This window comes from Bordetella petrii, from assembly GCF_020991325.1.
Lineage (GTDB): Bacteria > Pseudomonadota > Gammaproteobacteria > Burkholderiales > Burkholderiaceae_B > Bordetella_A > Bordetella_A petrii_E.
In genome coordinates, this window is record NZ_JAJMLX010000032.1 from 1 (window position 1) to 25,561 (window position 25,561).

20 protein-coding genes are annotated in these 25,561 nt (G+C 65.6%); 10 read left to right on the plus strand and 10 right to left on the minus strand.

What is annotated here, in order from left to right; translation table 11 throughout:
* From LPZ50_RS05445 to LPZ50_RS05475, 7 genes are all read right to left on the minus strand, one after another.
* A partial coding sequence (locus LPZ50_RS05445; protein WP_230658605.1) for a four-carbon acid sugar kinase family protein occupies nucleotides 1-230 on the minus strand: 230 nt, incomplete at its 3' end.
* Between the two features lie 2 nt (nucleotides 231-232).
* Complete coding sequence (locus LPZ50_RS05450; RefSeq protein WP_230658607.1) at nucleotides 233-1,258, minus strand: 2-keto-3-deoxygluconate permease; 1,026 nt, start codon at nucleotides 1,256-1,258, stop codon at nucleotides 233-235.
* A 197-nt stretch (nucleotides 1,259-1,455) separates the two neighbouring features.
* Nucleotides 1,456-2,379: an ectoine hydroxylase gene (thpD, locus tag LPZ50_RS05455; protein ID WP_230658610.1), complete on the minus strand. Its 924-nt coding sequence runs from the start codon at nucleotides 2,377-2,379 to the stop codon at nucleotides 1,456-1,458.
* Nucleotides 2,380-2,396: 17 nt separating this feature from the next.
* Nucleotides 2,397-2,798 (minus strand): ectoine synthase, encoded by a 402-nt coding sequence (locus LPZ50_RS05460; protein WP_230658612.1) that lies wholly within the window; start codon nucleotides 2,796-2,798, stop codon nucleotides 2,397-2,399.
* Nucleotides 2,795-4,102 (minus strand): diaminobutyrate--2-oxoglutarate transaminase, encoded by a 1,308-nt coding sequence (gene ectB, locus LPZ50_RS05465; protein WP_230658614.1) that lies wholly within the window; start codon nucleotides 4,100-4,102, stop codon nucleotides 2,795-2,797. Before ectB ends, LPZ50_RS05460 begins: the two co-directional genes overlap by 4 nt.
* Nucleotides 4,103-4,210: 108 nt before the next feature.
* Nucleotides 4,211-4,774 carry a diaminobutyrate acetyltransferase gene (ectA, locus tag LPZ50_RS05470; protein WP_230658616.1) on the minus strand — a complete coding sequence of 188 codons (564 nt, stop codon included), beginning with the start codon at nucleotides 4,772-4,774 and terminating at the stop codon, nucleotides 4,211-4,213.
* Nucleotides 4,771-5,316: a MarR family winged helix-turn-helix transcriptional regulator gene (locus tag LPZ50_RS05475; RefSeq protein WP_230658618.1), complete on the minus strand. Its 546-nt coding sequence runs from the start codon at nucleotides 5,314-5,316 to the stop codon at nucleotides 4,771-4,773. The genes ectA and LPZ50_RS05475 overlap by 4 nt, the downstream gene beginning before the upstream one ends.
* A 362-nt stretch (nucleotides 5,317-5,678) precedes the next feature.
* On the opposite strand from LPZ50_RS05475, the gene LPZ50_RS05480 reads away from it, so the two are divergent.
* The 8 genes from LPZ50_RS05480 (at nucleotide 5,679) to dld (ending at nucleotide 17,471) form a co-directional block, all read left to right on the plus strand.
* Entirely contained in the window at nucleotides 5,679-6,596 is a 918-nt protein-coding gene (locus LPZ50_RS05480; RefSeq protein WP_230658620.1) for a MurR/RpiR family transcriptional regulator, read from the plus strand.
* 20 nt (nucleotides 6,597-6,616) lie between these two features.
* Nucleotides 6,617-7,600: a Bug family tripartite tricarboxylate transporter substrate binding protein gene (locus LPZ50_RS05485; protein ID WP_230658622.1), complete on the plus strand. Its 984-nt coding sequence runs from the start codon at nucleotides 6,617-6,619 to the stop codon at nucleotides 7,598-7,600.
* An 8-nt stretch (nucleotides 7,601-7,608) separates the two neighbouring features.
* The gene (locus tag LPZ50_RS05490) at nucleotides 7,609-9,078 is read left to right on the plus strand and encodes a M81 family metallopeptidase (RefSeq protein WP_230658624.1); all 1,470 of its coding nucleotides are present in this window, start codon (nucleotides 7,609-7,611) and stop codon (nucleotides 9,076-9,078) included.
* A 36-nt stretch (nucleotides 9,079-9,114) separates the two neighbouring features.
* Nucleotides 9,115-10,455 (plus strand): aspartate aminotransferase family protein, encoded by a 1,341-nt coding sequence (locus LPZ50_RS05495; protein ID WP_230658626.1) that lies wholly within the window; start codon nucleotides 9,115-9,117, stop codon nucleotides 10,453-10,455.
* A 117-nt stretch (nucleotides 10,456-10,572) separates the two neighbouring features.
* On the plus strand, nucleotides 10,573-11,577 hold the full coding sequence (locus tag LPZ50_RS05500) for a TAXI family TRAP transporter solute-binding subunit (protein ID WP_230658628.1): 1,005 nt from the start codon (nucleotides 10,573-10,575) through the stop codon (nucleotides 11,575-11,577).
* A 132-nt stretch (nucleotides 11,578-11,709) separates the two neighbouring features.
* The gene (locus tag LPZ50_RS05505; RefSeq protein WP_230658630.1) at nucleotides 11,710-14,322 is read left to right on the plus strand and encodes a TRAP transporter permease; all 2,613 of its coding nucleotides are present in this window, start codon (nucleotides 11,710-11,712) and stop codon (nucleotides 14,320-14,322) included.
* Nucleotides 14,323-14,565: 243 nt separating this feature from the next.
* Nucleotides 14,566-15,702 carry an FMN-dependent L-lactate dehydrogenase LldD gene (lldD, locus tag LPZ50_RS05510; protein ID WP_230658632.1) on the plus strand — a complete coding sequence of 379 codons (1,137 nt, stop codon included), beginning with the start codon at nucleotides 14,566-14,568 and terminating at the stop codon, nucleotides 15,700-15,702.
* The gene (gene dld, locus LPZ50_RS05515) at nucleotides 15,699-17,471 is read left to right on the plus strand and encodes a D-lactate dehydrogenase (RefSeq protein ID WP_230658634.1); all 1,773 of its coding nucleotides are present in this window, start codon (nucleotides 15,699-15,701) and stop codon (nucleotides 17,469-17,471) included. Before lldD ends, dld begins: the two co-directional genes overlap by 4 nt.
* Here the strand turns inward: dld and parC are convergent.
* Both parC and LPZ50_RS05525 read right to left on the minus strand, forming a co-directional pair.
* Nucleotides 17,468-19,783, minus strand: coding sequence for a DNA topoisomerase IV subunit A (gene parC / locus LPZ50_RS05520; RefSeq protein ID WP_230658635.1), 2,316 nt, complete (start codon nucleotides 19,781-19,783; stop codon nucleotides 17,468-17,470). The genes dld and parC overlap by 4 nt on opposite strands.
* A gap of 53 nt (nucleotides 19,784-19,836) precedes the next feature.
* Complete coding sequence (locus LPZ50_RS05525; protein ID WP_230658637.1) at nucleotides 19,837-21,798, minus strand: DNA topoisomerase IV subunit B; 1,962 nt, start codon at nucleotides 21,796-21,798, stop codon at nucleotides 19,837-19,839.
* 300 nt (nucleotides 21,799-22,098) lie between these two features.
* Here LPZ50_RS05525 and trxA point away from each other — a divergent pair, with 300 nt between their 5' ends.
* A complete protein-coding gene (gene trxA, locus LPZ50_RS05530) occupies nucleotides 22,099-22,425 on the plus strand; it encodes a thioredoxin TrxA (protein ID WP_230658639.1) in 327 nt (108 codons plus the stop codon).
* A gap of 109 nt (nucleotides 22,426-22,534) precedes the next feature.
* A complete protein-coding gene (gene rho / locus LPZ50_RS05535; RefSeq protein WP_230658641.1) occupies nucleotides 22,535-23,791 on the plus strand; it encodes a transcription termination factor Rho in 1,257 nt (418 codons plus the stop codon).
* A 346-nt stretch (nucleotides 23,792-24,137) separates the two neighbouring features.
* Here the strand turns inward: rho and LPZ50_RS05540 are convergent.
* Nucleotides 24,138-25,561 (minus strand): AsmA-like C-terminal region-containing protein (locus tag LPZ50_RS05540; protein ID WP_329957643.1); only part of this gene is annotated, 1,424 nt, incomplete at its 5' end.

Consider the following 25,561-nt stretch of genomic DNA (forward strand, 5'->3'; position numbering starts at 1 on the left):
CGCAGGGCCGCGACATCGTCGCGCACCACGGCGGCGGCCTGCGGTCCAGGCAGCGGGCGGCTATGGGTGGTAACAGCGATGACCTCGGCCTGACTGGCCGCCGGGTCGGCAAGCGCCTGGCGCGCCCGCCCCACCGACAGTTGCGTGGGCCAGCCAGCCCGCACGAACTGGACGGCGGTGTCGCCCGAACCGGTCAGGTCGTCGGCAACGATGGCGATAAAGGCGGTCACGCTCAGATCCTCGCCTCGGGAACGGCCACGGGCTCGTCCTGGGCCATGGCCACATCGTCGGCAGGCTTCAATTCACCCGCGCGCTTCAGGAAATACGACGCCAGCAACGGGGCCAGGATGGAACTGATCAGCACGCACGCGGCGACCTGGGCGGTGGCCGTGCTGACGTACTGCTGCAGCGAAGGATCGGCCGCCGCCACGACCGCCGGGGTGGCGATCGCGTTGCCCGCCGTGGTGCCGGCCGCGAAGCCGATGCCGCTCTTGCCTCCGCGGCGCAGAATATAGCGATACCCCAGGTAGACCAGGAAACCGGTCACGGGGCTGATCAAGAGGCCCAGCACCAGCCCCGTCAGGCCGCCAGACACCACGGCACCCAGATTAATGCCAGTGCCCAGCGCAAACGCGAAGAACGGGATCACGATATTGGGCACCGGCTTGAGCACGTTGCGCCATTGCACGTCCAGGTTGCCCACCAGCCCCCCCAGCAGGAACGGCACCAGCGCGGCCACCAGCGCCACCACCGGAATATCCGCCAGGCCCGACGCCCCCAGGAACAGCAGGCTGAAGAACGGCCCGTCATTCACGGCGCTGGCCACATAGGCGCCGCGGTCGCGGCTGTCGCCATATTGCCCGGTATAGGCCAGCCACAGGCCGCCGTTGCTGTTGTCGAAGGCGGCCAGCAAGGCCAGGATCGACACGCCCCAGACACCGTCCAGGCCCACCATGCTGCCCAGCAGCACGATCAGGGTGGCGGGCACCAAGGTCTTCATCAGCAGAATCGTGCCCGCCGTGGCCAGGATAGGCCCGCCGGTACGCATGTTCACCTGGGTGCCCGTGGCGAAGATCAACAGCGCGATCAGCGGCAGCGCGCTGTTCTTGAACAGGGCCGTAGTGAACCCGCCTATGGCCAGGGCGTCGGGCGCGAAGGTGCCGATGATGGAACCGAGGATGAGGGGCAGCAGCATCAACCCGCCTGGCACTTTCATCATGGCCGAGAACATGGGGAAACGGGAAACTTCGGAGTTCATGAGTGTGTCTCCAGGAGCTTTTATCGGGGACGGCCAGCCCGAGGATACCGGCGCGTCCGGCTTGAAAAACGCCTAGTGTACATCCGATACGTACAAGCTGTACGTACAGAAAAATTCCATCGCATTACCCAAACAAAAAAGCCCCGGGGCTGGCGCCCCGGGGCTCATGGCCGGAAACCGGCCGCGAAGGCGGCTTCTTATTCCACCAGTTTCAACGCATCCAGCGGCGTCACTGCCTTGAATGCCTTGCGGGTGGCAATGTGCTCGGGCCGGGGATCCAGCCCGTATTTGGGCGGATTCAGCGTGTTCTCCATGCTGTTGTAAACCATGAAGACATTGGCGCGCGGCCACGGCGAAATATTGCTGTTCGAACCATGCATGGTGTTGCAGTCGAAGAACACCACCGAGCCGGCCTTGGCCGTCATGGTGCGGATGCCGCCCTGCTCTACCAGCAGTTGCAGGCTGACAGGATCCGGGACGCCGTATTCCTGCTTCTTCAGCGACTGCTTGTAATGCTCGCGCGGGGTTTCGCCCACGCACGAAATGAACTGGCGATGCGAGCCAGGCACCAGCATCAGCGGGCCGTTGCACTCATTGTTGTCGCTCAGCAGCACCGAGCAGCTGAGCGCGCGCATCGACGGCATGCCGTCTTCCACGTGCCAGGTCTCGAAGTCGGAATGCCAATAGAATTCCTTGCCCTTGAAGCCCGGCTTCATGTTGGCGCGCGACTGGTGGATGTACACCTCGGAGCCCAGCAGCTGGCGAGCCACGTTGACCAGGCGCGGATCGCGGGTCAGGCGGGCCAGCATGGCATTGAGCACATGCACCATGAAGATCGAGCGCACGGCATTGCTGCCGCGCTCGGTGATGGCCTCTTCGCGGCGGACAATGGCCGGGTCGCGCGTCATGCGTTCGACTTCGGCCACCAGTGCCTGGATCTCCGTGTCGGAAAACACGTTCTCCAGCAGCAGAAAGCCGTCTCGGTCGTAGCCCTGTACCTGTTCGGCCGACAGGGCGTCGGCATATTTGCCGTCGCCATAGACCACCGGGTCCTGGCGGGCGATGATGGCGGAACCGCGATCCGTACGCGAGGCGTACGGATCCTGCGCAGGTGAGATCATATTCAGCCTCCTTGTTCTCAGGCCGCTTGCGGCTCGGCGGGCAGCGCATAGACGCCATCGGCGTCGTGCACTTCCTGGCCGGTCAGCGGCGGATTGAACACGCAAATGACGCGCAGCGGTTCTTTGCCGCCGCACAGCCAATGCTCGTCGTTTTCATTCAGGGCATAAACCACGCCCGGCCCCAGTTCGTATTTCTTGCCGTCGGCAATAGTCTCGATGGAACCGTCGCCCTCGATGCACCAGACCGCTTCAAGATGGTTCTTGTAGTGGATGTGCGTACGTCCGCCGGGAAAAATGGTGGTTTCATGGAACGAGAATCCCATGCCGTCCTTTTTCAGCAGCACGCGGCGGCTGACCCAGGTGTCGGTACGGACTTCGTCTGCAGTCCCGATCACATCTTTCACATTGCGTACGATCATCGACGTTTTCCTCCAAATTTCAGAACACGGGCAGATTGCCCAGATTCGCCCAGCGCATCGGCCACGGAAGCCTCGATGGTTTCCAGGCCGCGCGTCAGCAGCTCGTCTTCGATAGTCAGGGCCGGCAGCAGCTTCAGCACTTCGTCCTGCGCCCCCGAGGTCTCGATCACCACGCCGCGCTTGAACGCGTGTTGGGCGATACGGTTGGCCAGGGCCGGCTCGGCCGCCGTGACCAGGCCCTGGATCAGGCCGCGCCCGCGCACGGCCAGGCCGGCGTTGGGGTAGCTGTGGGCCAGGTTTTCCAGCCAGTCGCGCACCAGGCGTTCCTTGCGCTGTACTTCGGTCGAGAACGCATCGCTGGCCCAATAGGTGTCCAGTGCCTGCGTGGCGGTAACGAACGCCAGGTTGTTGCCGCGGAAGGTGCCGCTGTGCGCGCCCGGCTTCCAGATGTCGAGCTCGGGTTTCATCAGCACCAGCGACATGGGCAGGCCGAAGCCCGACAGCGACTTGGACAGCGTGATGATGTCGGGGCGGATGCCAGCCGACTCGAAGCTGAAGAAGCTGCCGGTGCGGCCGCAACCCACCTGGATGTCATCGACGATCAACAGCATGTCGTGGCGGCGGCACAGCTTTTCGAGCTCTTTGATCCAGCGCAGCGTGGCCACATTGACACCGCCCTCGCCCTGCACCGTCTCGACGATGACGCCGGCGGGCTTGTCCAGGCCGCTGCTGGGGTCTTCCAGCATGCGCTCGAGATAAGCAATGGTGTCCACATCGGGGCCGAAATAACCGTCATACGGCATGAACGTGGTGTTGCCCAGCGCGTAGCCGGCCGCGTCGCGGAACTTCATGTTGGCCGTCGCGGACAGCGAACCGCCGCTGACGCCATGGAAGCCGTGCGTGAACGAAATAATGTTCGAACGGCCCTTGACCTGGCGTGCGATCTTCAGCGCCGCCTCGACCGCGTTGGTGCCGGTGGGGCCCGTGAACTGCAGCGTGTACTGCCAGTTGCGCGGCTTGAGCAGCACGCGGTCAACGGCTTCCAGAAACTGTTTCTTGGCGCTGGTGGCCATGTCCAGGCCATGCACGACGCCATCGGACTCCAGGTACTCCAGCAGTTTTTCCTTGAAGACCGGATTGTTGTGGCCGTAGTTCAAGGTACCTGCGCCGCTGAAGAAGTCGATGTACTCGCCACCTTCCTCATCGATCAGGAGCGAACCGCGCGCCTGACTGAATATCACCGGAAACGACCGGATGTAGCCACGCACCTCCGACTCCATCCGGTCAAAGATTTTCAAGTCCATAGAATCCTCCCTTCATCTCGTGAATTGACAGACACAGCGCTTTCCCATGCCCTGCGGGGCAACGGGCACACAGCTGCGTCCCGGTTCGACAAGCCGACAACCTGCGCCCTAAACGGCCGGCAGGGTGAACGGACCTATCTTCAACAACATCTCGTCGTCATGGTCGGCCCCGCCGAACAATTGCCGGTCGAAGAACGGCTGTTCGGCGATGTGCGCGCCCAGTTCGCCGGCCAGGCCGGCGAAGGTGCGGCGCGAAGCCTGGTTGTCAGGCCCCACCGTGGTTTCAAGATGACGAACATGCTCGAGCTCTTTGCGTTGCAACAGCTCGCGTAGCATGGTGCGGCCCAACCGTTGGCCGCGTGCGCGGGAATGCACGGCAACCTGCCAGACGAAGATCACGTCGGGCCGGGCTGGCGGCATGTATGCGGAAATAAACCCATCGATGCGTCCGCCGGCGCTTTCGGCCACCACGCAGGTGGCGCTGAAGTGCTCGCACAGCAGCAGATAGGCGTACAAAGAATTGACGTCCAGCGGGGGGCACTCGGCGATCAGGCGATGGAGCGCGGCGCCATCGGTGCGGCGCGGCGGCCGCAGGTGCACGTTCGAGGTGCCCGCGGCCGGCTGGACGGCCGAAGAAATTTGGGTGGTGTTTTGCAGTTCCTGTCCTCTCATACAACTAGCCCCGACTCGGGCGGTGCTCCGCCGGTAGGTACTTCCAGAATGGGCGACGACACGTCGCCATGGCTTTCCACCGCATGGCCTTCCTGTTCCATCAGGGCGACGATGCGCTCGAGCGACAAGGTAATGGTGGCCTGCTCGAGCTCGGGCAGCGCATTGAGTGCGTCGGCCAGGTGCTTTTGCAGCGGCGACGGTGCCTGGCTGGCCAGTTCGCGGCCGGCATCGGTGGCGGTCACGAACACGATGCGGCGGTCTTCGCGGCCGCGCTCGCGCCGGATCAGGCCCTTGTCTTCCAGGCGGTCGAGGATGCCCACGACCGTGCTGGGGCTGACATGAATGTCACGGCTGATGGCGGTGGCTGTCATGGGCCCATTGGCAATGACCGTACGCAGGCACATCAACTGCGGCGCAGTGATGTGGCTGAGCGCCGCCAGTTGGCGCGAGTGCAGCGCGATCGAACGCGTAATGCGGCGCAGGGCTCGCAAAATGCGCAGGTCGTACTGCTGTGACGGATCGGGCGTAGGCACGTTGTTCATGACTGAAAATAGTTCAGTAGGATTGATTTCTACTCAAATGATTCTACCCAGATAATATGCGCTTGAACCTTCCAGGTCAACCCATATCGCCCGGAAAATGCAAAAAGATACACGCACATTTCAAGAAGATGATTGTAAATATCAGATTTTAAGAAAATACCCGGACGATTTCCCTATGAAGGGACAAGCCGGGCAACTGGGTCGGGGACAGGCTGGCGGGAGGATCGGGATTAACCCTGATCGGCGAAAAAACATATGTTTTTTATTTCGGCAGTTATTTATCATGTGTTTTTTCTGGCCACCTTCAGTCATCCCCGCGCTCTACCGCCACCGTGCCGCCGCCCTCCCCGCCTTTACTGGTCTTGCAGCGCCTGCAAAGCCTGCTTGAGCAATTGCCGCCCGAACTGCAGCGTGCCGCGCGCTGGGTGGCCGACCACCCTGCCGAAGTCGGCCTGTGGTCGATGCGCCGCCAGGCGCAGGCGGTGGGCGTGGCCCCCGCCACCATGCTGCGCCTGGCCCGCGCCGCGGGCTACGACAGCTACGAGGCATTCCGCGCGCCGTTCCAGCAGGCCCTGACAGGCGAACACCCGGCCAGCCTGCGCGAACGCGCGGCCGAACTGCAGGCGCTGCATGGCGATAGCACGGGCAAACCCGGCCACGATGCCCTGACCAGCCTGCAGGCCAGCGAGATCCAGTCGGTTTGCACCCTGAACAGTTCCGCTGCGTTCGACGCCGCGGTCAAGACCCTGCTGCAGGCCCGCCAGGTGGGTTTCCTGGGCACGCGCTCGGCGTTCGGCATTGCGTTCCAGATGCACTACGCCTACCAATTGGTGCGGCGCAACAGTGTGCTGATCGACGGGCTGGGCGGGCTGCAGGCCGAAACCGTGGACAACCTGCGCGAGACCGACGCATTGATCGCGATATCGCAGTCGCCCTATCCCACCGCCACGGTGCGCCTGGCACGGCAAGCCGCGCAGCAGGGCGTGGCGGTGATTGCCCTGACGGACGATGCGCTGTCGCCCCTGGCCGTGGACGCCCGGCACGTGCTGTTGTTCGAGCGCCCCGATCGCGAGGGCGTGCGGCACCAGCCCATGCAGCGCGGGCCGGGGTCGTTTTTTCATACAACGGCCGGGCTGCTGGGCCTGGCCGAACACCTGATCGCACGCCTGACGGCGCGCGGCGGGGTCGAAGTACTGAATCGCTTGAGCGAAATCGAAGACCGCATGCATGCCGACAAGGTGTTCTGGTCGGCGGCAGCCGCGGGCCAATCGAACCACTGACCAGACCACAAGGGGAAAAAATGGCCTATCTGCCAGGCAGCAAACTGAACACCGCCCTGGCCGGCGCCGCGCTCTGCGCGCTGCTGGCCGCGCCCGCGGCGGCGCAAGACTATCCGCAGCGCGCCATCACGCTGGTCGTGCCCTCGGCGGCGGGCGGCTCGCCGGACATCATCATGCGCGTGCTGGCCCAGGAAGTCGGCGAAGACCTGGGCCAGACCCTGGTGGTGGAAAACAAGCCAGGTTCCTCGGGCATTGCCGGCATCAGCCAGGTCTACCGCGCGCAGCCCGATGGCTATACGGTCGGCTACGCAAACAATGTGACGCTGGCCATCAACCGCAGCACGTTCAAGGAATTGCCCTACGACCCGGACAAGCTCGCGCCGGTCGTGCTGCTGGTCAAGGTATCCAACATCCTGGCGGTGAACCCTGAAGTTCCCGCCCAGGACATCAAGCAGTTCTCCGACTACGTCAAGCAGCACCCCGGCGAAGTGACCTATGCCTCGCCCGGCCCGGGCACTTCGGGCCACCTGAGCGGCGAACTGCTGTCGCAGACCGCAGGCCTGCCGATGATGCACGTGCCGTACCGCGGCAGCCCGGCGGCCACCACCGATGTGATCGGCGGCACCGTCAACGCCCTGATCGACAACACGCCCAGCATCGGCCAGCACCTGAAAGCCGGCAAGCTGCGCCCGCTGGCCATCACCAGCCTGCAGCGTTCGCCGCTGTTCCCCGACCTGCCCACGGTTGCCGAAACCCTGCAGCCTGGCTTCGAAAGCGTGGCCTGGGGCGGCCTGGTGGCGCCGCCCGGCACCCCGCCCGAGATCGTGCAAAAGCTGAACGGCTCGTTCAACAAGGCCCTGCAGGACCCCGCCACGCGCGAACGGCTGCAGGCCATGGGCATCGAACTGGTGGGCGGCCCGCCGCAAGCGCTGGCGGACTACGCCGCCCAGGAAACCCGCAAATGGGCGGCAGTGGTCAAGAAAGCCAAACTGCCGGTCCAATGAAGCCAGCCATGCATATCGCGATTGCCGGGTTCCACATCGAGTCGGTCAGTTTCCTGCCGGTGGTCTCCACCTATACCGACTTCGAGCAGGGTTGCCAGCGCGGCGCCGACATATTGACGGCGCTGCGCGGCACCAACACCGTCATCGGCGGATTCATCGAAGTGTGCGAGGCAGAGGGCGCCAGAATGATGCCCATCGTCAATGCCTACCGCGGCGCGCTGGGCCCGGCCTCGGACGAGGCCGTCGAGCGCTACGCCGAAGAAATCGCAACCGCGCTGCGGGAGCGGCGCGACGAGCTCGATGGCGTATTGCTGCACCTGCACGGCGCGTCGTGGGCCCCGTCGCACCTGGACCCCGAACGCCACTTCATTAACGCCGTGCGGGCCGCCGTGGGCCCCGGCATGCCCGTGATGGTGGCGTTCGACTATCACGGCAACCTGGATGCCGGCACGCTGCGCAACCTGGATGCGGCGTTTGCCTACCAGCAGTCGCCGCACACGGATATGGGCGACACGGGCCGCCGCGCCGCGCGTTGCATGATGCGCACGCTGCGGGGCGAAATCCGGCCCACGCTGGCCATAGCCAAGCCGGGCGTGCTGGTGCCCAGCATCTTCAGCGCCACGGCCCTGCCCTGCCTGGCCCGCATCCTGGCCCAGGCGCGCGAACTGGAACGCAGCGAACCTGGTTACCTGGATATTTCGGTGATGGCGGGCTTTTCCTATGCCGACGCGCCCAATACCGGCTTCTCGGTGCTGTGCGTGACCGACGCCGCCCCGGAACGGGCCCGGCAGGTGGCCGGACAGCTCGGTGCCGCCATCCATGCCAGGCGCGACGCGCTGTATCACGCGCTGCCCGTGCGGGGCGTGGCCGAATCGGTCGACTATGTGCTGGCGCATCCGGCCGGCAAGCCCTACGTGCTGCTGGAACACGCCGACCGCATGAACGATTCCACCTACGTGCTGGCCGAGTTGCTGGCGCGCGGGGCCGAACGCGCCGCGGTGCCCTTCATGATGGACCCGCAGGCGGCCCGTCGCGCCGCCGAAATCGGCGCGGGCAACACCGGCACCATCGAACTGGGCGGCTGGACCTCGGAACGCGCCGGCCCGCGCCTGAAGGTCGAGGCGCGCGTGGTACAGGCAGGCCCGATGCAATTCCGGGTGTCGGGCAAGATGAACCACGGCATGCTGGTCGACCTGGGCCCGACGGCCCTGCTGCAGATCGGCGGCGTATCGGTCAGCGTCACGTCCAACTATGTGTTCGGGGTGGACGAAGATCCGTTCCGCATTTTTGGCCTGAAGTCCACGGATTTCGACGTGATAGTGCTGCGCTCCAAGACCCATTTCCGGCATCATTACGAACCGCTGGCTCAAGAGATCCTGATCGTCGACACGCCCGATTACGGCCCGGCCGACCTGACCACCCTGCCGTACCGCCATGCCGACCGCGGGGCCTACCCTTTTTGCGATACCTCCTCCTGAGCGCCACGGCGCCCGCCTTTTAGCGAAACTACCGACATGAGCACTACCCACGTATTCCATCGTTCATTGCGCGCCACCCCGCCGGTGGCAGTACGCGGCCAGGGCGCCTGGCTATACGACAGCGCCGGCCGCGCGTACCTGGACGGCTCGGGCGGTGCCGCCGTATCGTGCCTGGGGCACAACCACCCCGACGTCCGGGCCGCCATGCATGCGCAGATCGACCAGCTGGCCTATGCGCACACCGGATTCTTCACGAGCGAAGTAGCCGAGCAACTGGCCAGCCAGCTGGTGGCGGACGCTCCGGCGGGCACCAGCCACGCCTATTTCGTGTCGGGCGGCTCCGAGGCCGTCGAGGCCGCGCTGAAAATGGCGCGCCAGTACTTCGTCGAGATCGGCCAGCCCCAGCGGCGCCACATCATCGCGCGCCGCCAGAGCTACCATGGCAATACGCTGGGCGCGCTGGCCGTGGGCGGCAATGAGTGGCGCCGGGCGCAATTCAAGCCGCTGCTGATCGACGTGACCCACGTGTCGCCCTGCTATGAATACCGCGACCGCGGCGCCGACGAATCTGCCGAGGCCTATGGCGCGCGCCTGGCGCAGGAACTGGAAGACACCATCGTGCAACTGGGCGGCGACAGCGTCATCGCGTTCGTGGCCGAACCGGTGGTGGGCGCCACCGCCGGCGCGCTGACTGCCGTGCCGGGCTACTTCCGGCGCATACGCGAGGTATGCGACCGCTATGGCGTGCTGCTGATCGCCGACGAAGTGATGTGCGGCATGGGCCGCACCGGCAGCCTGTACGCGGTTGAACAGGAAGGCATCATTCCCGACCTGGTTACCATCGCCAAGGGCCTGGGCGGCGGATACCAACCCATAGGTGCGGTCATGGCGCAAGGGAAAATCGTGTCCGCCATGAGCCAGGGCAGCGGCTTCTTCCAGCATGGCCATACCTATCTGGGCCACGCCACGGCCTGCGCGGCTGCCCTGGCGGTGCAGAAAATCATTCATCGCGACAATCTGCTGCAGCGCGTGCGGCAACAGGGCGACGGCCTGCGCCAACGCCTGCAGGCCGCGCTAGGCGACCACCCGCATGTGGGCGACATCCGCGGCCGGGGCCTGTTCATGGGCGTGGAACTGGTGGCCGACCGCGCCGCCAAGCAGCCCTTCGACCCGAAGCATGGCCTGCACGCCCGCGTCAAGCGGGAGGCCATGGGGCGCGGATTAATGGTATACCCCATGGGCGGCACGATAGACGGGCAATTGGGGGATCATGTACTGCTGGCACCGCCCTTCATCGTGTCGGACGACGAACTCGACCAACTGACCGAACGCCTGGCCGGCGCCATTGATGCCGCTATCGCACAAACGCAATCCTAGGTTCTAATCCTGCTCCGGGGCACAACCCCGGCGCCAACACCACGCGCCCCGGCTCGGGCGCGTTTATCGCCGGAACCACCGGTATTTCCACGGGGAAAATCCTCAAAAGGAGTTTGTATGAGCAAGTCTGTCAAACACACCTTGGGCAAGAAGAAAACCTTGGGCCTGGCCGCCGCCTGCGCAGCCGTCGCCATGGCCTTCGCGGCCCCGCTGCCCGCCGCGGCGCAACAACAGTTCGTCAGCATCGGCACCGGCGGTGTGACGGGTGTGTACTACGCCGCCGGCGGCGCGATCTGCCGCCTGGTCAACAAAGACCGCTCCTCGCACGGCATCCGCTGCTCGGTTGAATCCACCGGCGGTTCGGTGTTCAACGTGAACACCATCAAGGCCGGCGAACTGGACCTGGGCGTGGTGCAATCCGATGTGGGCTACAACGCGTACAACGGCGCGGGCCAGTTCAAGGAAGCCGGCGAATTCAAGAAGCTGCGCTCGGTGTTCTCGATCCACCCGGAACCGTTCACCGTGGTGGCCCGCAAGGAAGCCAACATCAAGTCGTTCGAAGACTTCAAGGGCAAGCGCTTCAACGTGGGCAACCCCGGCTCGGGCACGCGCGCCTCGATGGAAGAACTGCTGGCCACCATGGGCTGGACGCTGAAAGACTTCTCGCTGGCGTCCGAGCTGCGCCCCGACGAGCACGGCTCGGCCCTGTGCGACGGCAAGATCGACGGCTTCTTCTACGGCGTGGGCCACCCCTCGGCCAACATCCAGGACCCCACCACGACCTGCGGCGCGCAACTGGTTTCGCTGACCGGTCCGGCAGTGGACAAGCTGGTCGAGAAATACCCGTACTACGCGCATGCCACCATTCCCGGCGGCCTGTATCCCAACAACCCCGACGACACCAAGACCTACGGCGTGACCGCCACCTTCGTGACGTCGGCCGACGTGCCCGAGAAAACCGTGTACACGGTGGTCAAGGCCGTGTTCGACAATCTGGACGACTTCAAGAAACTGCACCCCGCCTTCGCCCACCTGAAGGCCGAAGACATGGTCAAGAACGGCCTGTCGGCTCCGCTGCATCCGGGCGCCGAGAAGTACTTCAAAGAGAAAGGCCTGCTGTAATCGTCCGTGCCGGCCGGCCAGTCCATCCATCATGGGCAGGCCGGCCCTGTTTCATCATGACGCCGGCACGCGCACGCGCAGGCAGTTAGCGCGGCGCTCCAGCCGGCCACCCAAACCCCATGGGGAGATTCAATGAAGACCGAGCCGTCCACCACGACAGCCGATCTGGAACAACTGGTAGCCGACGTCGATCGCGGCGGGCGCCAGGCCGGCGGCATCGCCGGCACCACACTCGCGCTGGGCGCCCTGCTGTGGTCGCTGTTCCAGCTCTGGTACGCCTCGCCGCTGCCGTTCTCGCTGAGCTGGGGCATTTTCAACGACACCGAAGCGCGGGCCCTGCACCTGGGCATCGCCATGTTCCTGGGCTACCTGGCCTATCCCGCGCGCAAGAGTTCGCCGCGCGACCGCATGCCCTGGCATGACTGGGTGCTGGCCTTCATTGCCGCGTTCTGCGGCGCCTACCTGTTCCTGTTCTACAAGGAACTGGCGGGCCGCCCCGGCCAGCCCACCACCATGGATGTGGCCACGGCCGCCATCGGCCTGCTGCTGCTGCTGGAAGTCACCCGCCGTTCGCTGGGCCTGCCCATGACCGTGCTGGGCGCGGTCTTCGTGCTGTACGTGCTGGCCGGCCCCTGGCTGCCCGACGTGCTGGCGCACCGCGGCGCCTCGATCGAACGCCTGGCCTCGCACATGTGGCTGACCACCGAAGGCGTCTATGGCGTGGCCCTGGGGGTGTCGGTTTCGTACATTTTCATCTTCGTGCTGCTGGGGTCGCTGCTGGACAAGTGCGGCGCCGGCAACTACATGATGCAGGTGTCGTTCGCCCTGCTGGGCCACCTGCGCGGCGGGCCCGCCAAAGTGGCGGTGGTGTCGTCGGCCGTGAACGGACTGGTATCGGCGTCATCGGTGGCCAACGTGGTTACCGGCGGCATCTTCACCATTCCGCTCATGAAAAAGGCCGGGTACGGCGGCATACGGGCCGGGGCCATCGAAACGGCATCGTCGGTCAACGGCCAGATCATGCCGCCCGTGATGGGCGCGGCGGCCTTCCTGATGATCGAATACGTGGGCATTCCCTATACCGACATCATCCGCCACGCGATCCTGCCGGCCTCGATCTCGTACATTGCCCTGTTCTACATCGTGCACCTGGAAGCCCTGAAGCTGGGTATCCAGCCGATGATGTCGGGCGGCAAGCCCCGCACGCCGCTGCAGAAGCTGGCGGGCTGGGGCATGGGGATCTGCGGCACGCTGATCGTCATGGGGCTGATCTACTGGATAGGCATGGGCGTCAAGGCGGTGGCCGGCGCGGCGGCGGTCTGGGTATTGCTGGCGCTGCTGGTGGTGCTGGACATCTGGCTGCTGCGTATCGCCGCCCGCCACCCCGACCTGCCCGAGGAAATCAGCGTCACGAATCCGGTGCGGCCCGAACCCTGGCCCACGGTTCGGGCCGGCCTGCACTTCCTGATCCCGATCGGCATCCTGGTGTGGTGCCTGAGCATCGAGGAACTGTCCGCCGGGCTGTCGGCCTTCTGGGCCGCGGTGGCCATGCTGATCCAGATGATCACGCAACGGCCGCTGACCGCCTTCTTCCGCAACCAGGAAATGGCGCCCGCGCTCAAGCGCGGCTGGACCGAAGCCATCGGCGGCCTGGAAGACGGCGCGCGCAACATGATAGGCATCGCCATCGCCTGCGGCACCGCAGGCCTGATCGTGGGCGCCATCACGCTCACCGGCCTGGGCCTGCGCATGACGGCCTTCGTCGAGCTGATCAGCATGGGCAACGTGCTGCTCATGCTGATCTTCACGGCGGTTGTATGCCTGGTGCTGGGGCTGGGCATGCCCACCACCGCCAACTACATCCTGATGGCCACGCTGATGGCTCCCGTGGTGGTGGAGCTGGGCGCGCAGAACGGGCTGGTGATCCCGCTGATCGCCGTGCACATGTTCGTGTTCTATTACGGCATCATGGCCGACATCACCCCGCCCGTGGGCCTGGCGACCTTCGCGGCGGCGGCCATTTCAGGCGAAGACCCCATCAAGACCGGCGTCCAGGGGGTTACCTATGCCCTGCGCACCGCGGTGCTGCCGTTCATGTTCGTCTTCAACCCGCTGCTGCTGTTGATCGACGTGCATGGCTGGTGGGAACTGCTGCTGGTGGTGGGCGGCGCCACCCTGGCATCGCTGACCTTCGCCGCGGCCACGCTGGGCTGGATGCGGGTGCGTTGCACGATCTTCGACGTCTGCGTGCTGCTGCTGGTGACTTTCATGCTGTTCCGTCCCGACTGGTTCATGAACCACCTGGCCGACAAGTACGAAAACCGCCCGGCGTCCGAGATCATGGCCACCGCGGGTGCCCTGCCCGACGGCGGCCGCCTGGTGGCGGTGCTGCACGGCATGAACATCGAGGGCGACGAGCTCACCAAGACCGTGGCGGTTGCCCTGCCCGCCCTGCCGGAAGGCGACACCAGCACGGGCGCGGCCGCCGGCCGCAAGCGCCTGAGCGAAGCCGGCCTGATGGTCACCGCGCTGGGCGACCAAGTGCAGATCGGCGCCGTGCAATTCGGCAGCCGCGCCCGCCGCGCCGGCTGGGAACAAGGGTGGGACGTGGTGGACGTGAAAGTCCCCAACCCACACCGCCCATCCGAGTTCTGGATCTACGTTCCGGCGCTGCTGCTGCTGGCCCTGATATGGGGCATGCAGGGGCGCCGCGAGAAGCGCCAGAACGGACTGGCCGCCGCCTAACCGGCATGAACAGGCTCCTTCGGGAGCCTGTTTTTTTTGGGTGGCGCATTGAAACCCGCCCGCTTGGCAGACAGGCCGCCGCTGCCTTTCATGGAGCAGTGGCGCGCGATCGCCGGAAAATGTATACCATTCTCCCGATGCTGGCCGCCTGGCGGACCGGCGCCAGGCGCCGATGCAGGCTATCCTGGCAAGAAATGCACATGGTGCGCGCGATACCGTGACCCATTTATAAGAACCCGAGACATGATCATCTCTGCCGCTACCGACTACCGGGCCGCCGCCCGACGCAAGATCCCCCCCTTCCTTTTCCATTATGCCGACGGCGGCGCTTATGCCGAACACACCCTGCGGCACAACGTCGAAGACCTGGCCGGGGTGGCCCTGCGCCAGCGCGTCCTGAAGAACGTGTCGGCGCTCAGCCTGGAAACCCGCCTGTTCGGCCAGGCGCTGTCCATGCCGGTGGCGCTGGCGCCGGTGGGCCTGTGCGGCATGTATGCGCGCCGCGGCGAGGTACAGGCCGCGCGCGCGGCCGACCGCAAGGGCATTCCGTTCACGCTGTCGACCGTGTCGCTATGCCCCATCGAAGAAGTCGCGCCGGCCATGCAGCGCCCCATGTGGTTTCAACTCTATGTGCTGCGCGACCGCGGTTTCATGAAGAACGCGCTGGAGCGCGCGCAGGCTGCCGGCTGCACCACGCTGGTCTTCACCGTGGACATGCCGGTTCCCGGCGCGCGCTACCGCGATGCGCATTCCGGCATGAGCGGCCCCAATGCCGCGATGCGCCGCTATTGGCAGGCGGCAATGCATCCGCGCTGGGCCTGGGACGTAGGCCTGCGCGGACGGCCCCACGACCTCGGCAACGTATCGGCCTATCTGGGCAAGCCTACCGGCCTTGAAGACTACATCGGCTGGCTGGCCGGCAACTTCGACCCCTCTATTTCCTGGAAAGACCTGGAGTGGATACGTGACTTCTGGAAAGGGCCCATGGTCATCAAGGGCATTCTCGACCCGGAAGACGCCCGCGATGCGGTGCGCTTCGGCGCCGACGGCATCGTCGTGTCCAACCATGGCGGCCGCCAGCTCGACGGCGTGCTGTCTTCGGCCCGCGCACTGCCCGCCATCGCCGACGCCGTCAAGGGCAAGCTGGCCATCCTGGCCGATGGCGGCGTGCGCAGCGGCCTGGACGTGGTGCGCATGATCGCGCTGGGGGCCGACACCGTGCTGCTGGGACGCGCCTTCATCTATGCGCTGGCGCTAGCCGGCGAGGCCGGCGTGGCGCACCTGCTGGACCTGATCGAAAAGGAAATGCGCGTGGCCATGACGCTGACCGGCGCCAAGTCCATCGCCGAGATCACGAGCGAATCGCTGGTGCGAGCATGAGCCCCCGTTCAGAATTACAGGCCGCGGACAACCCCGCGCTGCTGGCCACGCTGCGCGGAATCGTGGGCGCGGCCCACGTGCTGACGGGCGACCGGGACACGCGGCGCTTTCGCAAGGGACACCGCACCGGCGCGGGCAAGGTGCTGGCGGTGGTACGGCCCGGCACGCTGCTGGAGCAATGGCGCGCGATGCAGGCGGCCGTCGAGGCCGGATGCATCGTCATCATGCAGGCCGCCAATACCGGCCTGACCGGCGGCTCCACGCCGGACGGCGACGACTACGACCGCCAGGTCGTGCTGATCAGCACCCTGCGCCTGCAGGGCGTGCAGGTCATCAACAACGGCGCACAGGTCGTCTGCCTGCCCGGCGCTACGCTGGACCGCCTGGAACAGACCCTGGCGCCGCTGGGGCGCGAACCGCACTCGGTGATTGGGTCGTCGTGCATCGGCGCCTCGGTGCTGGGCGGCATCTGCAACAACTCGGGCGGTGCGCTGGTGCGCCGCGGCCCGGCCTATACCGAACTGGCGCTATACGCGTCGGTGGGCGAAGATGGCGTGCTGCGCCTGGTCAACCACTTGGGCATTGCGCTGGGCGATACACCCGAAGACATCCTGGCCCGGCTGCAGGCCGGCGACTATGGCCCCGAAGACATCGCCAACGACGGCATCGGCGCCGCCTCGGACCCGCGCTATGCCGAGCATGTGCGCGACGTGGACGCCGCCACGCCCGCCCGGTACAACGCCGACCCCGCGCGGCTTTTCGAGGCGTCGGGCTCGGCCGGCAGGGTCGGGATATTCGCGGTGCGGCTGGACACCTTCCCGCGCGAACCCAGCGATGTGTTCTATATCGGCACCAACGACCCGGAAGACCTGACCTCGGTGCGCCGCCATCTGTTGACGGCCCTGCCCAGCCTGCCCATCGCTGGCGAATACATCCACCGCGTGGCCTTCGATATCGGCGAACGCTACGGCAAGGACACGTTCCTGCTGATCGACAAGCTGGGCACGGGGCGCGTGCCGGCGGCTTTCGCGCTCAAGAGCCGCATCGACGGTTTTTTCGAGAAACTGGGCCTGCGCAACGTCACGGACCACGTCATCCAGTGCGCCATGGCCCTGCTGCCCAGCCATCTGCCGGCCCGCATGCGCGATTTCCGCAACCGCTACGAGCATCACCTGCTGGTGCGCGTGGCCAAGGATTCCACCGACGCCACGCGGGCTTTCCTGGACGCGCACTTCGCCGGCCGTAAAGGGGCCTATTTCCATTGCGAGCCCGACGAGGGCCGCAAGGCATTCCTGCACCGCTTCGCCGTGGCCGGCGCGGCCATCCGCTACCGCGACACCCACCGCCGCTCAGTGGAAGACATCGTGGCGCTGGACATCGCCCTGCGCCGCAACGACCCGGAATGGGTCGAGACGCTGCCCGCCGACATGGACGACGTCATGGTCCACAAGCTGTACTACGGGCATTTTTTCTGCCATGTATTCCACCAGGACTATATCGTCAGGAAAGGCGTGGACCCCATGGCGATGGAACACCGCATGTGGGGCCTGCTGGACGCGCGGCAGGCCGAATACCCGGCGGAACACAATGTCGGGCATTTGTATGTGGCCAAGCCCGCGCTTGCGGGGTTTTATCGCCAACTGGACCCCTGCAATGTGTTCAACCCCGGCATCGGCCATACGTCCAGGCTGGCGGGCTGGGGAACATGCTGCGGCAACACGGGGTATCCGCGGGCGTATCGCGATGACACGCCCGCCCCGCAGAATTAGATTACCGGCGACAGCACGGGCTGCTTGGGCCGCACATCCAGCAGGCGGCCCTTGCGGGCCCGCTTGCCCACATAGGCCTCCAGCGCGGCGCCCGCCAGCACGTCCTCGGTAGGCCTGTTCCGGTACACGCCGGTGGCGCGCAGGCCGCCCACGCCGATGGGCACCGTCTGCGCGAGCTTGTCGGTTCCGTCCAGCCCCATCAGGATGGTGCCGCGCCCGCCGCCGGACAGCGATTTCACCTCGTCCAGCCCGAACACCAGGCACTTGCCTTTGGCCGACAGCAGTGCCAGGCGTTGCGCGCCCTGGAACAGCGGCACGGGACGCAGCAGGGCATCGCCCGCCTCCAGCGTGATGAACTGTTTGCCGGCGCGCTGGCGCGACACCATGTCGCTGAGGCGCGCGGCAAACCCGAAACCGCCTTGCGTGGCCAACAGCCAGCGGCTGTCCGGCGCGGCGACGATGCTGTGCACGATACGCGTGCCGGGCGACAGGTCGATCATGGTGGTAACGGGTTGACCGTCGCCCCGCGCCGACGGCAGGCCCGCCACCGGCACCGAGTACACCCGGCCGTTGTCGCCCACGGCGATCAGCGTGTCCGTGGTGCGGCATTCGAAGGCGCCGTACAGGTGGTCGCCCTGCTTGAAGGTGAACTGCGAGGCATCATGCCCATGGCCCTGGCGCGCGCGCAGCCAGCCCTTCTGCGACACGATCACCGTGACGGGCTCGTCCAGCACCTTGGTTTCCAGCACCGCGCGTTCCGCGGTTTCGATCAGGGTGCGGCGGTCGTCGCCATACTGCTTGGCGTCGGCCTCGATTTCCTTGACCAGCAGGCGCTTGAGCGAAGCCGGGTTGTCCAGCAGTTCCTGCAGGCGGGCCTGCTCGTCGCGTTTGTCGGCCAGTTCCTGCTCGATCTTGATGCCTTCCAGCCGCGCCAGCTGGCGCAGGCGCATTTCCAGGATATCTTCCGCCTGGCGCTCGGACAGCTTGAAGCGCTGCATCAGCGCGGCCCTGGGCTCGTCGGATTCGCGGATGGTCTGGATGACTTCGTCGACATTCAGGTACACCACCATGCGCCCTTCCAGCACATGGATGCGGTCGATGACCTTGTCCAGGCGATGGCGGGTGCGGCGCACGACCGTATCGGTGCGGAACGCCACCCATTCGGTCAGGATGTCGCGCAGGCCCTTCTGGCGCGGGCGGCCGTCGGTGCCGATACACACCAGGTTGACCGGCACGCTGCTTTCCATGCTGGTTTGCGCCAGCAGGGTGTTGACGAACTCATCGCGGTCGACCCGGGAGGTCTTGGGTTCGAACACCAGCCGCACGGCCGCATCTTTGCCGGATTCATCGCGCACGGCGTCCAGCAGGTTCAGCATCACGGCCTTGGCCTGCTGCTGGTCGGGGGTCAGGCTTTTCTTGCCCGTCTTGACCTTGGGATTGGTGATTTCCTCGATTTCTTCCAGCACCTTCTGGCCCGAGGTGCCCGGCGGCAGTTCGTTCACCACCAGTTGCCACTGCCCGCGCGCCAGTTCCTCGAACTGCCAGCGGGCGCGCGCCTTCAGCGAACCGCGTCCGCCCGCGTAGATTTGCGCGATATCGGCCGCCGGCGTGATGATCTGGCCGCCGCCGGCGAAATCGGGGCCCGGCACCATCGCGTGCAGGTCCTCGTCGGACAGCTTGGGCTGCTTGATCAGCGCCACGCAGGCCTGGGCCACTTCGCGCAGGTTGTGCGACGGAATTTCGGTGGCCATGCCCACGGCAATGCCCGAGGCGCCGTTCAGCAACATGACCGGCAGGCGCGCCGGCAGCATCTGCGGTTCTTGCTGGCTGCCGTCGTAGTTGGGCGCGAAATCTACGGTGCCTTCACCCAGCTCGTCGAGCAGCAGACGCGAGAACGGCGTCAGGCGCGCTTCGGTATAACGCATGGCGGCGGCATTGTCGCCATCGCGCGACCCGAAATTGCCATGCCCGTCGATCAGGGGGTAGCGCAGGGAGAAGTTTTGCGCCATGCGCACCATGGCATCGTAGGCCGCCTGGTCGCCATGCGGGTGGTACTTGCCCAGCACGTCGCCGACCACGCGGGCCGACTTCACCGGCTTGGCGCCAGGGCCCAGCCCCATGTCCTGCATGGCGTACAGAATGCGGCGCTGCACGGGCTTCTGGCCGTCGCCCACGTCGGGCAGGGCGCGGCCCCGCACCACGGAAACAGCGTAGTCCAGGTAGGCCTGTTCAGCATAGCGGGCCAGCGTGATGGCCTCGTCGGCCTCGCCAGCGGCTTCATCGAACAAACCGGGTTGATTGGTGTCGGTCATGTGGGTTCGGAGTTGCGTATACGGTCAAGCAGCCCGGCGCGGCAGGCCGGGGGTTAGATGTCGAGTTCGGCCAGGTTGCCCTTTTCTTCGATCCAGGCGCGCCGCTGCGAAGATTCGCCCTTGCCCATCAGCATGTCGAACATGCGGGTGGTGTCTTCGGGCGTCTGGGTGCCGTAGCCCACGGGCAGCAGGCGGCGCGTGTCCGGATTCATGGTGGTTTCCCACAACTGTTCGGGGTTCATTTCGCCCAGGCCCTTGAAGCGGCTGACGCTCCAGGCCCCTTCGCGCACGCCTTCCTTGCGCAGCTTGTCCTGCGCGGCTTCCAGTTCGCCGGAATCCAGGCAGTAGATCTTGCGGGCCGGGCGCTTGCCCTGGGCCGGCACGTCCAGCCGGAACAGGGGCGGCTTGGCCACATAGACATTGCCGGCTTCGACCAGCTTGGGAAAGTGCCGGTAGAACAGCGTCAGCAGCAGCACCTGGATGTGCGAGCCGTCGACGTCGGCGTCCGACAAAATGCAGATGCGGCCGTAGCGCAGGCCGGACAGGTCGGGCGTATCGTTGGGGCCGTGGGGGTCCACGCCGATGGCCACGGCGATGTCGTGGATTTCGTTGTTGGCGAACAGCCGGTCGCGGTCGACTTCCCAGGAATTCAGCACCTTGCCGCGCAGCGGCAAGATGGCCTGGAATTCCTTGTCGCGGCCCATCTTGGCCGAACCGCCGGCCGAATCGCCCTCGACCAGGAACACTTCGGTGCGCGACGCGTCGGAGGATTCGCAATCGGTGAGCTTGCCGGGCAGCACGGCAACCCCGGAACTCTTGCGCTTTTCCACCTTCTGCGCCGAACGGGCGCGCGCCTGGGCCTGGCGGATGGCCAGTTCGGCCAGCTTCTTGCCGAATTCGACATTGCTGTGCAGCCAGAGATCGAGCGCGCTCTTGGAAAAACCGCCCACCAGGCGCACCGCGTCGCGGCTGTTCAGGCGTTCTTTGATCTGCCCCTGGAACTGGGGGTCCAGCACCTTGGCCGACAGCACGAAGCTGGCTCGCGCGAACACGTCTTCGGGCAGCAGTTTCACGCCCTTCGGCAGCAGGCTGTGCAGTTCGGCAAAGCTCTTGACGGCGCCGAACAGGCCTTCGCGCAAGCCGGATTCGTGCGTGCCGCCCGCCGGAGTAGGTATCAGGTTGACGTAGGATTCACGCACCGCATTGCCGTCTTCCGTCCAGGCCACCACCCATTGGGCGCCCTCGCCGTCGGCAAAGGTTTCGTGGTCGGCGCCGGCATACTGCTGGCCCTCGAAGAACGGCACCATCAGTTCGGCGCCGGCCAGGGCTTCGGCCAGGTAGCCGCGCAGGCCGTCTTCGTATTGCCAGGTTTTGGTGTCGCCGGTTTTTTCGTTGGCCAGCGTGACTTTCACGCCCGGCAGCAGCACCGCCTTGCTGCGCAGCAAGTGTGTCAGTTCGCCCATGGGGATCTGGGCGCTGTCGAAATACTTGGCGTCCGGCCAGACGCGCACCCGCGTGCCGGACTTCTTGCGGCCGGCCTCGGGATACGGCGCCAGGGGTTCGGCCACGTCGCCGCCCTGGAACACTAGCCGATTGGTGGCGCCATCGCGCCACACCACCACCTCCAGCCGGGTGGCCAGCGCGTTTGTAACAGACACCCCCACCCCGTGCAGGCCGCCCGAGAAGGCATAGGCACCGCCGCCCTGCTTGTCGAACTTGCCGCCCGCGTGCAGCCGGGTGAACACCAGTTCGACCACGGGCGCGTGCTCTTCGGGGTGCAGGCCGACCGGGATGCCCCGGCCGTCGTCTTCCACCGACACGCTGCCATCAGCATGCAGGGTGACCTGGATTTGTTTGCCGTGGCCGGCCAGCGCCTCGTCGGCGGCGTTGTCGATGACTTCCTGCACGACGTGCAGGGGGTTTTCAGTGCGGGTGTACATCCCCGGGCGCTGGCGCACCGGCTCCAGCCCCTTCAGGACGCGGATGGACGCTTCGGTGTAACGTGGTGTAGCCAAGTTATCCCCAAGATCTGTGGAAAAAAACCGACATTTTACGGACAAGTCCAGATTCTGCGCGGCCTGAGGTGGGATGCGCACGTCCTGACCAGCCCTGAATTCGGTACCATGACGAGTCCGGCAGCCGCATGGCCGCCGCACGCGGTCTGCCGATATTTTCCCGCAGACCGCGCCGCGACATCCTACACAAAACCGGCAAACCCTGTTGTTATCAACAGTGGTATGCTTAACCCCCTAACTTTTAGTAGAACAAAACGGCAGGGCCGCGGCGCGTCCCATGCTGCTGAACCGAGAATCACCATGAGCGAGCAAATCAAGAACGTCAGCGACGCAAGCTTCGACAGCGATGTGATCAAGTCCAGCCAGCCCGTGCTGGTCGACTACTGGGCGGCCTGGTGTGGCCCGTGCAAGATGATCGCCCCCATTCTGGAAGAAGTGGCTTCCGAATACGCCGGGCGCCTTACGGTTGCCAAGCTCAATGTCGACGAAAACCAGGACACCGCGTCCAAGTACGGTATCCGCGGCATTCCCACCCTGATGCTGTTCAAGGACGGCCAGGCGGCCGCCACCAAGGTGGGCGCACTGTCCAAGTCGCAACTGACCGCTTTCCTGGACGGCGCGTTGTAATACACTACACGCAACCAACCACGCGCCGGCACCGCCGGCGCCCATATACCGCGCGGGCCCGTCCGTGGCCCGCCAGCAAAGCCCTCTCTAATTTCCCCCTCTCACCGCAATGCACCTCAATGAACTGAAGGCGCTGCACGTCTCGCAGTTGCTGGAAATGGCCGCCGGCCTGGAAATCGAAAACGCCAACCGCCTGCGCAAGCAGGAACTGATGTTCGCCATCATGAAGCGGCGCGCCAAGCAGGGCGAGCAGATTTTCGGCGATGGCGTGCTGGAAGTCCTGCCCGACGGATTCGGCTTCCTGCGGTCGCCCGAAACCTCGTACCTGGCCAGCACCGACGACATCTATATTTCGCCGTCGCAGATCCGCCGCTTCAACCTGCACACCGGCGACTCCATCGAGGGCGAGGTGCGCACCCCCAAAGACGGCGAGCGCTACTTCGCGCTGGTGAAAGTCGACAAGGTCAACGGCTCGCCCCCCGAAGCGATCAAGCATCGCATCATGTTCGAGAACCTGACGCCGCTGCATCCCAACCAGCCGCTGCGCCTGGAACGCGACATCAAAAGCGAGGAAAACCTTACCGGCCGCATCATGGACATCTTCGCCCCGATCGGCAAGGGTCAGCGCGGCCTGATCGTGGCCAGCCCCAAGTCGGGCAAAACGGTGATGATGCAGCACGTAGCCCACGCCATCACCACCAACTACCCCGATGCCGTCATGATCGTGCTGCTGGTGGACGAACGCCCCGAGGAAGTCACGGAAATGCAGCGCACCGTGCGCGGCGAAGTAGTGGCTTCCACGTTCGACGAGCCGGCCACGCGCCACGTCCAGGTGGCCGAGATGGTCATCGAAAAGGCCAAGCGCCTGGTCGAAATGAAGAAAGACGTGGTGATCCTGCTGGATTCCATCACGCGCCTGGCCCGCGCCTACAACACGGTGGTGCCGGCTTCCGGCAAGGTGCTGACCGGCGGCGTGGACGCCAACGCCCTGCAGCGCCCCAAGCGCTTCTTCGGCGCGGCGCGCAACCTGGAAGAAGGCGGTTCGCTCACCATCCTGGGCACCGCGCTGATCGAAACCGGCAGCCGCATGGATGAAGTCATCTATGAAGAATTCAAGGGCACCGGCAACTCGGAAGTGCACCTTGAACGCCGCCTGGCCGAAAAACGCGTCTACCCGGCCATCAACCTGAACAAATCGGGCACCCGCCGCGAAGAACTGCTGATCAAGCCGGAACTGCTGCAAAAAGTGTGGGTGCTGCGCAAGTTCATCCACGACATGGACGAAGTCCAGTCCATGGAGTTCATCCTGGACAAGATGCGCGCCACCAAGACCAACGCCGAATTCTTCGACATGATGAAGAAGTAGGGTCCCCCCGGAGCGCTGCGCGCGCTCCACCTCGCGGCTGGCAGGCCGCTCGGATTCGCCAGGCAGGGAACAGTCCTCAAGGACTGCTCCCTGTCCGGGCTCATCCCCCCAGGGGGGCGACGCTGGCGGACCGGCGGAGCCGGATCCGCGCGTCCTGGGTCTGGGAAGGCCTGTTTCGTGCGAAGTGTTTAGCTTCGTGGGGATCATCTGCCGGGTGTCTGGCTCTCGCCATCATGTCCGGGTGTCAGGCTCCCATCAGGGTGCCTGACACCGTCCAACCAAGACCCTCGTGGCGCACCACGGTGTCTGGCACCCTGGCGGGAGCCAGACACCCGCCACACCCGTATCAGTGCTCGATGTGGTCGTCGACCGGCCCCGGCACCGCTTCCGTGCGGGTTTCTATGGGCGCGATCTTGGGGTCGTCCCATGACCCGGTTACCGCATACTGCATGGTCATGGCGCGCGCCAGCGGCTGCTTCAGCAGCCATTGGGTCACGAACGCCCCCAGGCCGATCAGCGGATTCACCGCCAGCCCCGCCACCACGGCCGCGCCGCTGGCATCCAGGTTGGGGATCACCACCGCCTTCAGGTTCCAGCGCTCTGCCACGATATCGGTCTCGCCGGCCAGCACGATGGCCGCCACCGGCCCGTTGAGCTTGTAGCCATCGGTATGCATCAGGCCACGGCTGAGTGTCATGTCGCCGCGTATGGTGTCGAAAGGAAAACCGTCGCGCACCAGATTGGTCGGGTTGACCTCCAGCTTGGCCAGGCGCTGCACCGACTGCAGCGATAGCAATTCCAGCAGCCGCGCGCTGCGCGAATTCACGTTCAGGAAGCGCCCCTTGTCCAGGCTGATTCGCGCCTGGCCGTCGATATTGGCCAGGTCGTGCGACCAGGGCAGGTCGCGCCAGGTGAGCTTGCCGCTGATGCTGCCGCTGCCGCCTCCTACCATGCCCTTGAAATCCAGGTGGTCCATGAAGGCGCCCAGATCCTTGAACTGGGCCTTGGCGTCCACCGTCAGGCCGCGCTGGGCGCCGTCCAGCTTCCAGTTGCCCGTGGCGTCCAGTTCGGCCGACTCATTGGCGATGCGCAGTTTGTCTAGCCGCCAGGTACGGCCGCGTTCGATATTGGTGCCCACGACTTGCAGGGCGCCCACGTCGCGTCCGTACAGCGAGAACGTCTCGGCCTGAAGGTCGACGGCGGGAATATCGGACAGATTGTCTTCGGTGCTCAGCGGCTTGTCGTCGCTGGCGGGGGTGGCAGAGGCATCCCCCAGGGCCAGGTGTTTCAGGCGCGCCGTCACCTGGCCCGCGATCGCTCCCGAGGCCTCGCGCCACGCCAGCGAACCTGCGGCCTGCCGGGAATCCAGGTGCACCTGCCAGTGCTCAGGTGCCGGCCGCGTGGCGGCCAGTTTCAAGTCGTCCAGCGTCCAGCCCGATACCACCAGGCGGCCGGCCTGCAGGTCGATCTTGCCCAAAGGCGGAAATACCGCGGGCGCCGGCTTGCTCCCCTTCTTCTTGGGTGCGGCGGCCTGATCGCCCACGGCCTCCCATTGGTCCAGGTCGAGTTCCGGTGTCTGGATATCCATGGTCAGGCCGGCGGCAGGCAAGCTGGCGGGCCGGTTCACCCCCAGGGCGCCGCGCGCGAAATAAGGCGACCCGCGCGGTGCGTTGCGCGGGTGCTCCAGCAACAGCGCCAGGAGGAGCTTCAGGCCCGGCAGGAGATGCACCAGTGAGGAGGGGGTTACTGATGGGGGAGGGTGTGCCCAGA

Coding starts and splice junctions, on each gene's coding strand:
- LPZ50_RS05485 (WP_230658622.1), top strand. CDS start 6,617: ATGGCCTATCTGCCAGGCAGCAAACTGAACACCGCCCTGGCCGGCGCC.
- lldD (WP_230658632.1), top strand. CDS start 14,566: ATGATCATCTCTGCCGCTACCGACTACCGGGCCGCCGCCCGACGCAAG.
- thpD (WP_230658610.1), bottom strand. CDS start 2,379: ATGATCTCACCTGCGCAGGATCCGTACGCCTCGCGTACGGATCGCGGT.
- LPZ50_RS05460 (WP_230658612.1), bottom strand. CDS start 2,798: ATGATCGTACGCAATGTGAAAGATGTGATCGGGACTGCAGACGAAGTC.
- LPZ50_RS05475 (WP_230658618.1), bottom strand. CDS start 5,316: ATGAACAACGTGCCTACGCCCGATCCGTCACAGCAGTACGACCTGCGC.
- rho (WP_230658641.1), top strand. CDS start 22,535: ATGCACCTCAATGAACTGAAGGCGCTGCACGTCTCGCAGTTGCTGGAA.
- parC (WP_230658635.1), bottom strand. CDS start 19,783: ATGACCGACACCAATCAACCCGGTTTGTTCGATGAAGCCGCTGGCGAG.
- LPZ50_RS05500 (WP_230658628.1), top strand. CDS start 10,573: ATGAGCAAGTCTGTCAAACACACCTTGGGCAAGAAGAAAACCTTGGGC.
- LPZ50_RS05505 (WP_230658630.1), top strand. CDS start 11,710: ATGAAGACCGAGCCGTCCACCACGACAGCCGATCTGGAACAACTGGTA.
- LPZ50_RS05490 (WP_230658624.1), top strand. CDS start 7,609: ATGCATATCGCGATTGCCGGGTTCCACATCGAGTCGGTCAGTTTCCTG.
- LPZ50_RS05450 (WP_230658607.1), bottom strand. CDS start 1,258: ATGAACTCCGAAGTTTCCCGTTTCCCCATGTTCTCGGCCATGATGAAA.
- trxA (WP_230658639.1), top strand. CDS start 22,099: ATGAGCGAGCAAATCAAGAACGTCAGCGACGCAAGCTTCGACAGCGAT.
- dld (WP_230658634.1), top strand. CDS start 15,699: ATGAGCCCCCGTTCAGAATTACAGGCCGCGGACAACCCCGCGCTGCTG.
- ectB (WP_230658614.1), bottom strand. CDS start 4,102: ATGGACTTGAAAATCTTTGACCGGATGGAGTCGGAGGTGCGTGGCTAC.
- ectA (WP_230658616.1), bottom strand. CDS start 4,774: ATGAGAGGACAGGAACTGCAAAACACCACCCAAATTTCTTCGGCCGTC.
- LPZ50_RS05495 (WP_230658626.1), top strand. CDS start 9,115: ATGAGCACTACCCACGTATTCCATCGTTCATTGCGCGCCACCCCGCCG.